Here is a 14,954-nt window from a genome sequence, read left to right on the forward strand (position 1 = left end):
ATTCAATTGCTATTCTTTTGATTATTTTGATAAGATTATTCTTTCCTTTCAATTTCCCGTTTGAATAAGGATATTCTAAAGAATTTTTGCTGTTTTTTTGTGCTTTGTTAGGTATCAAATCGCTTTTTTAAATTCATCGTTCAAAGAATGCGGTAATCCGTCAATCAAATTGAAAAAATCGACCGAATTTTTTGTATCAAAAAGCCAACAATTCTTGATAGACCTCGTAGTTTTGGTGTAGTTGGTCATCTATAGAAACTAGATAATCTGTCACCTTAGATTCTGTTAAATATTTTCTTTGACAGAGGGGAAATTGATTGAAGGAGGTATAATTTAACTTCATATTCTTCTTCAAAATTGTTCGCCAATACTTTTTTCAACTTTCGATAATCTTTTTGATCCTGCGGATCATTTTTATTTAGTTGATTCATTGCCTGAACTCGTTGCTTATTAAAGGCACTCGTAATTTGTTGGATGACGTGGAAGTGATCGATAGAGATTCGTTCATTTGGAAAAACTTCTTTGGTCACTGTATCGTAAGAGATATTCATATCCATAACATGTGCGTAACTCGTCTTCTAGCTTTTAAGGTAAATAGATGGAAATACGCCTGCAACTTGAAGTTGTGCCGGTCATCTAGGATATCAAAATTTTACCAGTATCCGCATCGCAGATGATAAAGCACATAGCGCCCTCGCAATCACTTGTCCCCTTGAATTCATCAAGGAGGAGATCTTTGGGAAGATAGTTGTTTTTTACATACTTCTTCAAAAAACTATCTAAGACACGTTCAACGGTTTTTGTGGAGACAAAGTAGCGTTCCGCAATATCTTTCATGAAATCTTTTTCTTCAAATCAACAGTGATTGCGAATTTTAAGTTTTGCGAAATGTAAAAATTTCTGCTACATGATAGGTTTTTACAGAAAAAGTATGATGGCATTGCGTGCAATAAAAACGCTGTTTATACAGGTGTAGATCACTCGGTACCTCCTGATACGGAAATAACGGAATAAAGCTCTCTTGATAGGCGTGACGAATAATAGAATCATGTCCACAATATTTTGGAAAGGGAATATAGGAATCTTTGATATTTAGAATTTGCTTGCTAGAATGACTTGTCATTCCATCCGTACATTTGATTATCTTCCTATGATTGGGTTTGACGATTTAATAAATTTGTAAAGTTAGAAAATTTGTAGTAAGTTAGTAGAAAAAGTAGATAATTAGTAACAGTTTTTGAATATAGTAAGTGTTTGATAATGATGTTTTTTAGATTGAGTATTATTAGTAACATAAACAACAGTGATTTTTTAGAATTAGAGGTGGTGACTGAATCATGTTATGTTTATAGTGCAATTATTCATTACGTATAATACTTTGACTCTTCAAAAAATTTTATAGTAAGTATAAGGTTAGGGACATATGAATAATGATGACTTATCCTGTATTGTGTAGAGTATCTTAACTGAGATAACTTTATTAGAATATAAAAGCAGTGCGTATAAATAAATATAAGTTGTGGTTGAAGATAGTGGCTAGTCAATTAGTATAGATTTTGGTTCGTATTATTAAAATAAGGAGTGCTTTTATACGTACCTGTACGAATTTTAATGTATGATTGATATGAACAAAACTTTGCGTAGTAACGTTCAATTAAAGTACCTATTAAATTTTTTTCATAGGGGTGAATATTTTGGGAAAGGTTTATTTAGAGAAAAATGTCTATACCGCTGCACTTGAAAGATTAGAAAAAATTTTTTCGCAAGACTTTGCTGTATACTTTTCGTTTTCTGGCGGTAAAGACAGTTCCGTAATGTTACAACTGGCAAATATAGTTGCAAAAGAGAAAAATAAGAAATTTGATGTTTTGTTCATTGATCTAGAAGGTAATTATCAATATACCATTGATCATGTAAACGATCTTAAAAATCTAAGTCAAATCAATAAATTTTATTGGGTTTGCCTACCCTTAGTTTTAAGAAATGCAGTAAGCCAATTAAGTACCCATTGGGTTTGTTGGGATAAAAGGCAGAAAGAGTTCTGGATAAGAGATATGCCTGAAAATTGCATTAACGAAGATAATTATCTTTCAAAATATGGGTGGGATTTTTTTATTAATGATATGCAATTTGAAACTTTCATTGTAGCTTTTGCAAAATGGTATCAAAAAAAGCATAGTAAACCAGTGATGTGTGGTGTTGGTATTAGGACAAATGAAAGTTTTAATCGTTTTAGAACGATTGTGTCTCTTAGAAAAGAGAAATGGCAAGATTATAATTGGACAACTCTTGTCCAAAATGACTTACACCTTCCAATTTACAATTTTTATCCAATTTATGATTGGCAAACAAGAGACATTTGGATTGCTGTTTCTCAACTTGATTTAAAATATAATCAACTTTATGAGCTTTTTTACAAATCTGGACTTTCCATTCATGAAGCAAGAATTTGTCAACCGTATGGTGATGACCAAAGAAAAGGTCTAAGTCAATTTAAAGCTATTGAACCGGAAACTTGGTCTAAACTTTTAATAAGAGTTGGTGGAGTAAATTTTGGCAATATTTATGCTAAAAGTTTAGCCCTTGGGTATATGAAGTTGGAAAAACCCAAGTATTTAACATGGCAAGAGTACACAATCTTTTTATTGGAGAGTATAGGGATTAAAAATTATGACTTAATGATTCACTATGCGAGAAAAATAGAAAGGTTTATTGAATGGTATGAAGTGAAAAAAGGGATCCCAATGCAGGATTTTGCACCGAAATACTTAGAATCTAAAAAGAAAGTAGCTTCATGGAGAAGATGTGCAAAAATGATTTTAAAAAATGATTACTATGGTAGAGGATTATCGTTTTCACAAACCAAAAGAGATGACGCAGAATTAAAGGCGATGTTAGAAAAAGATGAAACAGAGAATAAGATAATATATTTTGATGAGAGGTTAAAGGAAAATGGCAGAAGAGATTAAAATGTTAGCGTTAGAAGCAAAATTAGTTCCAATAGATGAAGTTTATGCTAACGATTATAACCCTAATATAGTTGCAGCACCTGAAATGAAATTATTGGAAACATCAATTATAGAAAATGGATTTTGTTATCCAATAGCAGTCATAAAGGATGAAAATAACATGTACTGTATTGTAGACGGCTTTCATCGTTATACAGTTGCAAAGAAGTTAAATTTAAAGGAAATACCAATAGTTGTACTAAAACATGATATTGTTAAAAGGATAGCTGCAACTGTTCAATTTAATCGTGCGAGAGGTACCCATCAAGTGTTAGACATGTCGAAGATAGTTATAAGATTAGTTGGAGAAGGGAAGACAGATTCCGAGATTGCAGAGATGCTAGGAATGGATGGAGATGAAGTCTTTCGTTTGAAGCAACTTTCTGGTCTTAAAGAAGCTTTTAAAAATAAGGAATTTTCAAAGTCATGGGAAGAGTTTGAAAAGAAATATAAGTGGAACTAGTTAGATGTTTTTATTACTTTTTTCAATATTAAAGACACTTCAAAGGTAGAATTAGTATTTTGATGTAACGATTGGTCGAGATTAAGTATACTAGCAAGTAGTTGTCTATCAGGTGGGGAATTTTATGAACGATTAATGTTTGAGAAAGTTTGTGTAACTATATATTTGACCATAAAAGTAAAGGTTATGTTCATATGACGTCCACTAATTACTTTAAAATCAATCAATTAATTCGATCAAAAAAGTATGGAAGTATCTAACAAAGAAGTGTTTAAAGAGTGTTTAATTAAAATATGATATAAGTCTAAGTCGTGTAATAACCATCAATCTTGGACAGGTGGTTATTTCGCGGCTTTTTCATTTTCTGTTACTATAATAATTATTATTAATACTCTTGCTTACAATACTATCATTTTATGATTAAACATGTAGGTTTTCTCGTTCAGAAGTTCTGTTAGGCAATATTCTAGTGGGAAATTACCTTAGGTACATTTTGAAACTGTTTATTTGATTAGTAATACATAATTTGTTCTTGATTGATTGAATAGAGTAGTTTTAAGTAATCACATAAAACTGTAAAACTCATTTACAAGAAGGGGTAAAATTTAATAAAAAAGAAGCAGTATCAACTAATTCATTTTCAATAACTTTTCTATAAAAATTTAAATAAATCAATAGGTTTATGATACCAGTTACCATACTGCTCAATAGCATAAGCTTTTATATTTTGAAAAATTTCAATGGTAAGGGAATTTATTTTCTCTTGTTTCAATTATTTAGGATAATAGTGTGATTTTAGTTTCTCTTAGTTATTTAAATAGTGATCTAATAGAGGATTTAAGTTACCAAGACGACTACGGCTAATAGGCTTGGATTAGCTTGTTTGTTCTCAAAGAATGGATAGCAAGACTCCTCAATGGTTTACCAGTCATTCTGGCAGTATAAAACTATACTCCGCCACAGAAAAGAGAAGATTATCCGACAATAAGGAAGTAGCTATCAGTGTAGTGGTTAGTGGGAATCATCAAAAGTGACATAAAAATAATCGTGAAGTGGTAGGGAAATCAAAAGCGACATTTTTATATCTAACTGGGGATGAATTAAGAAAACGTCTCAAAAACAATTGGCGTTTATTCTTTTGTCGAACAATTTCGTTATTTGTTGAAAAAATAACGGAGAGTAAATGAAAATCTTATTTTTTGACGATAAAACGCTTTCTTTGTAAAATGATTTTGTAAAGAAAATAAGAGATAGAAAGACAAACTATATTAAGTCAATCACAATATAAAAAGTTTGAATAACGTAATTTGGATATGGTTTGAAGGTATGACAAAGAAACCTTAGGCAGAGGAAGTTTTTGAAAAGATCAGTTAACGGTCATTTTCTGTTCCCCATAAGGTGTATTATCTTTCAGTAATTGGTAAATGATCCGCACCAGTTTTCTTACGACATGACTAATTGCGACACTGTAGTGTTTTCCTTCCGCTAGTTTTTTCTGGAAATAGACACGCATAGACGGCGACCAAATAGACATGAGCCTGGCGAACTCATGCAATGCACAGCGTAATTGTGAAGATCCTCGTTTGACCATTCGGTCAGTTTCTGTTTAATTCATTCCAGAAGTGGAGACGGATGATTCTGCACCTGCATAAGCAAGCAGCTGATTCGGTGAACGAAAATTCTTAATATCCCGAATTTCGGTAAGAATGACACTCCCTAATTTAAAACTAATGCCAGGAATCGTTAAAATAGGCGAATCAATTTCACTCATTAATCGAGCGACTTCCTTCTCTGTTTCGTCTCGCATAGTCGTAAGTTACTGAATGGTATTAATGGTTTGAAGGAGTTCAAATTCTAGCGCAGGGGAATCTTGACTAATGGTGGTTTGTGCGAGGACTTTAATCTTGATTGCCTAATCTTTTCCGAAGCGACCTTTTGAGTGTATTGAAATGAAATTCGTCAACTTCGTTAAGTGTCCATTTCCTAGCTTTCTAGTAGAAAGGTATTCTTCCAAAATCGCGTACACATGGGATTGGTGCTTTGCAGAAAAGAAGAACCCAAAGAAGAGGCTGATTTCAGAAAGCGAATATTTAAGGTGTGTATAGCTTACTTTTTTCGAGTATAATCCTCTTTTAATCTGGTTGTATGTCGAGTTAAATATTTCAATTCAATCATTTAAGAGGAAGCGCTAAATGATTATTTATCAAGATTTGTTCGTAGTTTTCGAGCAATCATCATGGCGTTTTTTTATCGGTTTTGGGTTTTACGCAAGCTTTGATTCTTGGCATATTCTTTAATTAAGTACGGATTATAGCTGTAGGTTGGGGAGGTTTGCGTCCGAAGAAAGCGTAAGATATTAAAGCAATAATGATCGGTATCTTATAAGGCGCTTTGATGTCTTCACCGGTAGATTTCTTCAAATTAGCAAGTGCCATTTGAAGCTTCGTAAAGCCTTCACGGTTATTTTCGATTTGAAAGTGGTGGACAAAAATCGGTCCTTCAGGATCAACGACCGCTAAGTCATGTTTATGCTTGGCAACAGCTATTCCAACAGACAACATAAGGACCACTCCTGATCAGATAAAATTTACACTGTGCTCCACGTACTATTTGCCTATGTAACCTTGTGCTCAATCAAGCGTCACGAACAGATATCCTGCGCTAACAAAATTATTAACAATTTGACAAAGAGCTGTGACTAGAGCCTGTTCCAAACAGTATTCCAAAAGAACCCGGTGGAGAACATACTAGTCCACAGCGTCTAACTCAATTATAGATAAAATAACAGCTAATTAAAACGGAATAGCTGATTAATTGAGTAATCTAAATATACAAGGAAGTGAGGATATTATTTTTAATGTGAGTTTATTTTTTATTAATATTAATAAGAGAGGTAGGTTTATTTTGAAGTTGATAAATGTTAGAAGGAGTGAAATTTAATGAAAAAAGTTGCCTTAGTTACTGGCGCAGGTCAAGGTATAGGTTTTGCTATAGCTAAGCGTTTATATAGAGATGGCTTTGATGTGGCATTGGTGGATTACAATGAAAATTCTGCACGAGCGGCAGCAATAGAGTTTGGTGAACATGCAATGGCTATCGAAGCGGATGTTTCGAAGCGTGACGAGATTTTCTCAGCAGTTAATAAAACGATAGAATCCTATGGAGACTTGTCAGTGATTGTAAATAATGCTGGGATAGCACCAACTACACCGATAGATTCTATTACTCCAGAACAGTTTGAAAAAGTTTATTCTGTTAATGTGGGAGGCGTCTTATGGGGAACACAAGCAGCTTCCGAAGCATTCCAAAAATTGAATCATGGTGGAAAGATCATCAACGCTTGTTCACAAGCGGGTGTTGTGGGTAATCCTAACCTGATGTTATATAGTAGTTCAAAATTTGCTGTTCGTGGTATGACCCAGATTGCTGCACGAGATTTAGCTGAATATGGTATTACTTGCAATGCTTATGCACCAGGTATTGTTAAAACACCTATGATGATGGATATTGCTCATCAAGTAGGTGTTAATGCTGGTAAAGACGATGAATGGGGAATGCGAACTTTCAGTAAAGATATCGCATTAAAACGTTTATCTGAACCTGAAGATGTTTCGGCAGTTGTTTCATTTTTAGCCAGTGATGACGCCAACTATATAACTGGACAAACGATCATAGTGGATGGCGGAATGCAGTTCCAATAAACAAAGTGGTAATAATTCAGTATGGAGCGGGAAGGCTCGAAAGTTTTTTAGGTTGGCTCTTCGTCAAATTGTTTTGATGGTGCAATTGACGAAGAGCCTATTTGTAGTTTATTTTATTGATGAATAACAGACATTAATCTATATAACTTATTAGTCAATAGCTAGAAATAATAGCGTTAAAAAACACTTTATAATTTCCCTCTAATTTTAGGATCTAACATATTTATTACAAAAGCATTTTTAGCAATTACTAGACACTGAAATATTTATTGAAGTGATCCTGTGCCACCCACACCAATAGGTTCACTCCCCTGAAACTAGTGTTTTATATACGGAAGAGTTAATTTTGTATTATTGCTCTGCAGGGCGGGGCACCTCCTGTGGTCCCAGTTTCCCGTATGCTTTTCCATGGTTATTCCGTCATGGTTTGCCCTGAAACGCGAGTTGAGACGACGTTTGTTTTAGGACTCTTTCTTTTCATAAGCTTTGTGCTATACTAATCTCGGCAATTTGCCCCAAAGAGGACGAGAAGTAGCCTACAAAATTGCTCATAAGGAGCTATTACTTCCACTTGTAATATTCTTACCGGTACATGGCTGAAGAAGAATAGGATTTTTAAAAGGCCTGTTTGTTATGCTCATCATGACCGAGATATGAGATATCAATGCTAGTATCAATATTCTGACCGAAGGTCTAAGATTACATTCTATGGGATTGGTTTAGATCCAATCATCAAGAACCGTAGGAACTACGGGGATCGCTTGGTAAACAAGAGAGACCGCTGTTAGTGAAGAAATACGCTTGCAAGTATGCTCTATCCCCAAGAAGCTCCCACTTCAAGCGTTAAGAACCGTTAGGTTTAGCTAAGTGGTGAGTAATTCATTTACGTATGAAAAATGGTACTAGAAGTGGATAGATGGACGAATTAGAACTAGGCTGGGTTCAATCAGTTGATGATCAAAGACACATTCTCTTCTAGGAGAAAGTAAGGAATTACCTTTTATAATAACGATAGGGTTAATCTTACGTTTCCATTAGAATATCTGATATTAAAAATAGTTAAAGAATGGCTGTAAAAACTCTTGAATATTATTCCACAATTAGTTAGCAAACTTGGTTATAAGTTTACTTTTTCATCTAAATAAGGTTTTGATTTTGAACAATCTTTTTTGGGGGAAACCTGACTATACAACGGGCTTTCCTGTATTAGAAATAAATGCTTCAAGCTGTTAATTGTGGCAATTGTTTTATCAATTGTTAAGGGAGTTCCACCTAGCTTGGGAATCCTCCCATGGTTCTTTTTTCCAAATTCTACCATAAAATCTATTCCACATGATATTCTAGTAGGGAGCGTGATCATCTACCTACTCCTGTTTATAATAATTGATAGCCGTTATAAAGATTGATGACTAGCACGAGGAGAATCACCATCTGGAAAATAATAGTCACTTTTTGTGGGGAAAGAATGGTGCTGGCCCATGCCCCTAGCAAACCGCCAACAATAGCGGCCGGAATCACAAACCATAAAATTTTTAAGTCATAGAGCCCAAATCCGGTGATCCCAGCGATTGTAACAATTTTCGCTAATTGTGAGAAAAAAATCGTACAAATCGAATAGACGGTTGCTTCTTTGATTGGTAAAGCGAACATTAACATTAGCAAGGAAACATTGATTGGTCCACCGCCGATTCCTAGCAGGCTTGCTAGAAAACCAAGGACTAGGCCACAGAAGCAATACCAGAAGTCTTTTTTCAGTTGGAATCCGGGCCAGTCATATTTGGTATAAAAGAAAGCAAACAACAACATCACGACAGTCAAAAAAATCTGTACCATCTGTACTTGATCTTCATTCTGGAAAAGCAACAGTAGCTGATCAAAAACGACATTGCCCAATATACCGCCTAAGATAGCTCCTCCTGAAACCCAAAGGACGATTTGCCAATTGATTTTACGTCCGCTAGCCAACTGTCTTGCGGTAGAAACTAACGACATGGTAAAAACGGCTACGGTAGAATAAAAAGAGATGGCCGCAACAGAATGGGCACCGATAAAATCAAAAATGGGCTTGATTAGGACCCCGCCTCCCATTCCTGAGACGGAACCGATCGTATTCGCTAACACAATTACAATAAAATAAATGACCCCAATCATACATTCACCTCCTCGTAAAATATTATTTGTCTAATGATCTTTCTACAGGATACTTCTAACTTGTAAAATTTATTGAATAACCTATTCCTTGCGGAATTTGTTTCGATATTGTGTGATTTCTCAGAGTACAATGGATGTATGGAAAAGATCCAACGGGAATTTGCTACTCCCTCCTGTAGCTTTGTCTACCTAGAGAAGTCTGTTACCCGAACCACTGTTATCACTACCAACTCATTAGCTGTTTCGATAATGGACTAGACTTTCAAATAGTAGTTTGGAAGGCAGCTTCTAGCTCTGTTATCACCGTATTCTATTAGGCGAGGTTGTGGCTACACAGTGAGATTCTGGGAAATCCCACAGTATCGAAGCATTTTCCAAAATTTAAAACGAAAGGAGGTCCTTCTTCCATGAAATTATTTGTCGGTATTGACGTTAGCTCTGAAAAATTAGATGTTTGTTTCCTGACGGATGACGATCAATTATCTATCTTGTCTGAAATCTCTGTTGCTAATGACATTGAAGGAGCTACATTAACTCGAGAAATGATTTTTGAGTTCAACGAGAAATATCACTTTACTCAAATTGTGATTGGCATGGCATCAACGTCCATGTACAGCTTCCATCCTTCGATGTTTTTTCACGAAGATAAGGAGCTGAAAAAACTCAATGCACTTGTAACGATTGAAAATCCTTTTCGGATTAAACAATTCAGTCGCATGTTTGATGAGGATAAGACCGACCGAAACGATGCATTAAGAATTGCTGATTTCTTACGTATACAGCGGTTCACAACTTCTCCTATCAAAGAAGAGAAGTACATGTCCTTGCAGCGTTTAACACGCACTCGCTATCAACTCATTAAGCAATTGACTCGTACAAAACAACACTTTCTGAAAAATCTAACGTATAAATGTAATACACTTGCTCGAGAAATGCGCGACGAATCAACCAGCCTTTTTAGTGCTACAGTCATTTCCCTCATGACAGATGACTATACATTAGATGAATTAGCTGAGCTTCCTTTGGAAGCGTTCTGTGACTTACTCCAAGAAAAAGGTAGAGGACGCTTTAAAGAACCAGAGAAAATTGCTAAAGCGATTCAACGTGCAATTACCATGAGTTATCGTTTAGGTGACCTTGCACAAGAGTCTATCAATGTTGTCTTAAGTGTTCTTGTACGCGAAATACGTGCGCTTGAAAAGAACATCAAAGACTTAGATAAAGCAATTGAACAGCTCGTTGTCGTCATTCCAGAATATCAATGCTTAACTAGTATTCTAGGCATTGGGAAAGTTTATGCTGCCGGTTTGATTGCTGAAATTGGAAAAATCGAAAGATTTGAAGATCAGACAAAATTAGCGAAGTACGCTGGATTAAGTTGGAAAGTGAAACAATCTAGAAATTATCAATCACAAAACACACTTCTGACAAAGCAAAGGAATCGATATTTTAGATACTACTTAGTTGAAGTTGCCAACTCAGTAAAAAACTAATCTTTCCGAATATAAAGCTTTTTATCAAAGTAAATATAAAGAGGTTCCCAAGCATCAACACAAACGAGCACTCGTCTTAACCGCAAGAAAATTTACGCGTCTGGTGGATACGATACCACGTAACCATCAACTCTATACGCCACCAAGGAGCGTGATAGATAAATAACATCTTGTTATTGACGCAAACCCTTGAAACAACCCGAAAAAAATTTGATTTTTGTCGGGTCTAGTTAAGTGTGCTTCAAATAGGTTACTCAATAAAAAATGCTCAATTTTCATTTTTACTTATTACCATTAGACTGTAACAATCCTAAAATCCGATTAATCTGTGGCATAAACTCTTGCAGAAGCTGCTGATAGCCACAACGTCCTTTACTATCTACATAGATGGCATCTTTCATCCGTTTGCAGCCACCACGACACATCGTTTGAAACGGACAATTTAGACATTTTTTAGATATTTTGGGTCGTTCACACATAAACGCTTTTGTAACATCTTGTTCAAATAACTGTCGTAAGGTCTGCTCTTGAATATACCCCATTCGATGCTCATCCAACACGTAAAAATCACAGGGATAAACACTGCCGTCTGCTTCAATCACATACTGCACTTGACAGTTTCCTAAGATTCCACATGCGGTTACTTGTTGCTTGACAAATAGATTCAAAAGGTCATCAAAAAGTCTGATACTCACATAATGTCCTGCTGCTAATTCTTGCATCCATAACTGCAAAAGCTGGTGGTAAAAACCAGCAAAACGTTTTGGTGTAAGGACATAGCTATTTTTTTCTTTTGCATCTAAATCATCCAAACAAGGGATAAATTGAACAAACTTGATCTGATGTTCTTTTAGAAAGCGAAAGACTTTCTTGGCCTCTTTAGCCAACGGGTTCGTTAAAACACAAAGCACATTGTAATCAATCTCATATTGATCAAATAGCTGTTTTGTTTGTAGCACCCGATGAAAAGAGCCCTTTCCTTTTGGATCAACTCGATGTAGATCATGGTAAAGTGGATGGCCATCAATCGAGAGACCAACTAAAAAATCATGTTCTTTTAAAAAAGCACACCATTTCTCATTAATCATAGTCCCATTTGTTTGAATAGCGTAATGGACCTGTACCCGCTTTTGCTGTTGATCTACTAGCTGGGTTACTTTCCTAAAATAATTGAGGCCCGCTATCGTTGGTTCTCCGCCTTGAAACGCTAATGTCAACTGATCTCCATCTTCTAAGTCTACATAAATATTTTTAATCATTTTCTCTGTCACTTCATCTTTCATTTTGCCAAAAGAGCGGACTTCCCGCAAGGAACTGACATTAGCATAAAAGCAGTAGCTACAGCGAAGATTGCAGAGGGAAGATGCTGGTTTAATCAATACTGAAATATGTTTCATAATGAAGACCTCGATTCCTGAAAAATTAGTAATTAGCTGCTACTTTTTTATTCGCAACATCAAGACGGTTAACAAGATAAAGAGAAGTGATTATTTAATTAGACATTAATTGAATTTTAAAAAAGTCCCATTTTTTATAACTTTCGACATATTCTATAGGTTTATTGCTGTCGGATAATGTAGATAGTCTTTTTTGAAAAACAACTGGTTCAGACTTATCCATTTCTAAACGCTCAGATATACTATTAGGAGTAGGAAATAAAATTTCATTTGTTTCTACAAAATACTCTTCGCTTAAATCGATACCATAATCCAACTTCAAACGTCGATAGATAGAACTGTAATAATCCATTTCCGGATAATTTGGGTTTATATATTGCTCTGGTAAATATGATTTTTGATAAATGTAAGGTGTTTCATCAACTTCCCTAATTCGTTCGATTTGGTAGTAATATGAATTAGTGGGTAATTGTAACGTATCTAATATTTGTTTTTTATTTTTCCGCATAATGGAAAATACGTGTACTTTGTCGCAATCGAATGAAAATATTTCTATATCAGAAAACTTTACTAATTTTTCTTTTCTTGCACGAGAAATAAAAGTTCCCTTCCCTTGATAACGTACTATATAGCCCTCATTAACTAATTCTTTTAGTGCGCGAATTGCTGTTATAGAGCTTACGTTATATTTTTTAATGATTTCAGCTTCTGAATAGAATCGATCGCCATTATGAAATTCACCGTTGACAATTTGTTGTTTTAAGTCATTTTTAATTTCTAAATACATTGGTTTTATCATGAATATCTCCTTATGTTTGTATTAACGAGCAGCTCTTGCGAGATTTCTCTTACTATGCAATTAGAATACGTATTGTGAATTGATATTCCTTCTTACCGTACTGATGTCATGAGGTAATAGTCACAACTTTATTGATTGATAATTCATTTGATAGCGCAATAGACGCTTCACTTCAGTAAGGACGACACACAGAAAAAGAATCAAGTAGAGCTTACCGCAAATATAATTATACAATGAAATTGTATTATAACAATTGAGCAAGCGCCAATATGTTAAGGCATTTAAACATACTAAATGATAGGCCATAAAAAAACAACTATTAACTAATTACTGGGGGCTAAAATTTAGTATTTTATTTATAGTAACATATTTTATAAAAAATGTTGACTTTTAATAGGCATCTTAATATACTTAGTATATTAATGAAATTGAGGTGAAGGTGAATGGGAACTTTTGAAATAAAAAAAGAATTTCTTTTAAATGGGCAACCTTTTAAAATTTTATCTGGGGCAATTCATTATTTTCGAATTCATCCATATGATTGGGAGCACTCTCTGTATAATTTAAAAGCACTAGGGTTTAACACAGTAGAAACGTATGTTCCTTGGAATTTACACGAGCCCCAAAAAGGAGAGTTTCATTTTGAGGATAGATTAGATTTAGAGAAATTTTTGACGTTAGCTCAAAATTTAGGGTTGTACGCAATTGTGCGACCTTCCCCATATATTTGTGCCGAATGGGAGTTTGGGGGATTTCCTGCTTGGCTACTCCGTGAACCAATTTCTATCCGAAGGAATGAAAACGCTTATTTGAGACATGTGGCGGATTACTATGATATTTTGATGAAAAAGATTGTTCCTCATCAACTAGATAACGGTGGCAATATTTTAATGATTCAAATTGAAAATGAATATGGTTCTTTTGGGGAGGAAAAAGCATATTTGCGCGCGATACGAGATTTGATGATTGATCGCGGAGTGACAGTTCCTTTTTTTACGTCAGATGGTCCGTGGCGAGCTACTTTACGCGCTGGAAGTATGATTGAGGAAGATATTTTAGTCACTGGTAATTTTGGTTCTAAGGCGAGAGAAAACTTTGGTTCTATGAAGCAGTTTTTTGAAGAGCATAATAAGAACTGGCCGTTGATGTGTATGGAATTTTGGGATGGTTGGTTCAACCGTTGGAAAGAACCAATTATTCAACGAGATCCACAAGAATTAGCTGAAGCGGTAAAAGAAGTATTGGAACAAGGGAGTATTAATTTATACATGTTTCATGGAGGAACAAATTTTGGGTTTATGAATGGTTGTTCCGCGCGAGGAGTTATTGATTTGCCACAAATCACTTCTTATGATTATGGAGCACCGTTAGATGAACAGGGAAATCCAACGGAAAAATATTTTGCGTTGCGCAAAATGATTCACGAAAATTATCCTGAGATCAAGCAATTGGACCCCTTAATTAAACCAACAATTGAAAAGAGAAATATCCCTTTGGCAAATAAGGTAAGCCTTTTCGCAACTTTGGCTACGATAAGTCAACCTGTGGAATCAAAATATCCAAAGACGATGGAATCGTTGGGGCAAAATACTGGTTATTTACTCTATCGAACAATGATTGAAAGAGATGCGAATAAAGAACGATTACGTGTAATTGATGGACGGGATCGTTGTCAATTGTTTCTTAACCAAAATTTACAAGCTACTCAGTATCAAACAGAAATAGGTGAGGATATACAAGTTAGTATGACCGAACATGTCAATCAACTTGATATATTGATTGAAAATATGGGACGTGTCAATTATGGACATAAGCTCTTTGCAGAAACTCAAAAAAAGGGTATTAGAAGAGGTGTAATGGCAGATTTACATTTTATTACAGATTGGCAACAATATTCTCTGCCGTTGGAAGATTGTAAAACTGTTGATTATTCAAAAGACTG

At 34.9% G+C, this 14,954-nt stretch carries 12 protein-coding genes and 1 pseudogene; 5 read left to right on the top strand and 8 right to left on the bottom strand.

Going from position 1 to position 14,954, the window contains the following annotated elements; genetic code table 11:
* Positions 1-275: 275 nt before the first annotated feature.
* On the bottom strand, positions 276-557 hold the full coding sequence (locus RU96_RS13245; RefSeq protein WP_249024185.1) for a transposase: 282 nt from the start codon (positions 555-557) through the stop codon (positions 276-278).
* Positions 558-636: 79 nt separating this feature from the next.
* Positions 637-837: a hypothetical protein gene (locus RU96_RS13250; protein ID WP_249024186.1), complete on the bottom strand. Its 201-nt coding sequence runs from the start codon at positions 835-837 to the stop codon at positions 637-639.
* A gap of 848 nt (positions 838-1,685) precedes the next feature.
* Between RU96_RS13250 and RU96_RS11095 the strand changes: the two genes are divergently transcribed.
* Together RU96_RS11095 and RU96_RS11100 are read left to right on the top strand one after the other, a co-directional pair.
* Positions 1,686-2,969: a DUF3440 domain-containing protein gene (locus RU96_RS11095; RefSeq protein ID WP_249024187.1), complete on the top strand. Its 1,284-nt coding sequence runs from the start codon at positions 1,686-1,688 to the stop codon at positions 2,967-2,969.
* Entirely contained in the window at positions 2,953-3,471 is a 519-nt protein-coding gene (locus RU96_RS11100; protein ID WP_071865581.1) for a ParB N-terminal domain-containing protein, read from the top strand. Before RU96_RS11095 ends, RU96_RS11100 begins: the two co-directional genes overlap by 17 nt.
* Positions 3,472-5,077: 1,606 nt before the next feature.
* Here the strand turns inward: RU96_RS11100 and RU96_RS13255 are convergent.
* Together RU96_RS13255 and RU96_RS13260 are read right to left on the bottom strand one after the other, a co-directional pair.
* Positions 5,078-5,278, bottom strand: coding sequence for an IS110 family transposase (locus RU96_RS13255; protein WP_249024188.1), 201 nt, complete (start codon positions 5,276-5,278; stop codon positions 5,078-5,080).
* 490 nt (positions 5,279-5,768) lie between these two features.
* A complete protein-coding gene (locus tag RU96_RS13260; protein ID WP_249024189.1) occupies positions 5,769-6,032 on the bottom strand; it encodes an IS110 family transposase in 264 nt (87 codons plus the stop codon).
* Positions 6,033-6,410: 378 nt separating this feature from the next.
* Here RU96_RS13260 and RU96_RS11110 point away from each other — a divergent pair, with 378 nt between their 5' ends.
* Positions 6,411-7,172, top strand: coding sequence for a (S)-acetoin forming diacetyl reductase (locus RU96_RS11110; protein WP_010746352.1), 762 nt, complete (start codon positions 6,411-6,413; stop codon positions 7,170-7,172).
* Positions 7,173-8,289: 1,117 nt separating this feature from the next.
* On the opposite strand, the gene RU96_RS11115 is transcribed toward RU96_RS11110, so the two are convergent.
* Both RU96_RS11115 and RU96_RS11120 read right to left on the bottom strand, forming a co-directional pair.
* Positions 8,290-8,532 carry a hypothetical protein gene (locus RU96_RS11115; protein WP_071865582.1) on the bottom strand — a complete coding sequence of 81 codons (243 nt, stop codon included), beginning with the start codon at positions 8,530-8,532 and terminating at the stop codon, positions 8,290-8,292.
* A 14-nt stretch (positions 8,533-8,546) separates the two neighbouring features.
* Positions 8,547-9,323: a sulfite exporter TauE/SafE family protein gene (locus RU96_RS11120; RefSeq protein ID WP_010746350.1), complete on the bottom strand. Its 777-nt coding sequence runs from the start codon at positions 9,321-9,323 to the stop codon at positions 8,547-8,549.
* Positions 9,324-9,730: 407 nt separating this feature from the next.
* On the opposite strand from RU96_RS11120, the pseudogene RU96_RS11125 reads away from it, so the two are divergent.
* A pseudogene (locus RU96_RS11125) lies at positions 9,731-10,982 on the top strand (IS110 family RNA-guided transposase).
* 115 nt (positions 10,983-11,097) lie between these two features.
* Here RU96_RS11125 and RU96_RS11130 read toward each other — a convergent pair.
* The gene (locus tag RU96_RS11130; protein ID WP_071865583.1) at positions 11,098-12,213 is read right to left on the bottom strand and encodes a radical SAM/SPASM domain-containing protein; all 1,116 of its coding nucleotides are present in this window, start codon (positions 12,211-12,213) and stop codon (positions 11,098-11,100) included.
* A 94-nt stretch (positions 12,214-12,307) separates the two neighbouring features.
* On the bottom strand, positions 12,308-13,012 hold the full coding sequence (locus tag RU96_RS11135) for a GntR family transcriptional regulator (RefSeq protein WP_071865584.1): 705 nt from the start codon (positions 13,010-13,012) through the stop codon (positions 12,308-12,310).
* Between the two features lie 443 nt (positions 13,013-13,455).
* Here RU96_RS11135 and RU96_RS11140 point away from each other — a divergent pair.
* The coding region (locus RU96_RS11140; RefSeq protein ID WP_071865585.1) for a glycoside hydrolase family 35 protein at positions 13,456-14,954 on the top strand (1,499 nt) is incomplete at its 3' end.

Origin of the sequence: Enterococcus canintestini, assembly GCF_001885735.1 — a bacterium.
Classification (GTDB): Bacteria; Bacillota; Bacilli; order Lactobacillales; family Enterococcaceae; genus Enterococcus_C; species Enterococcus_C canintestini.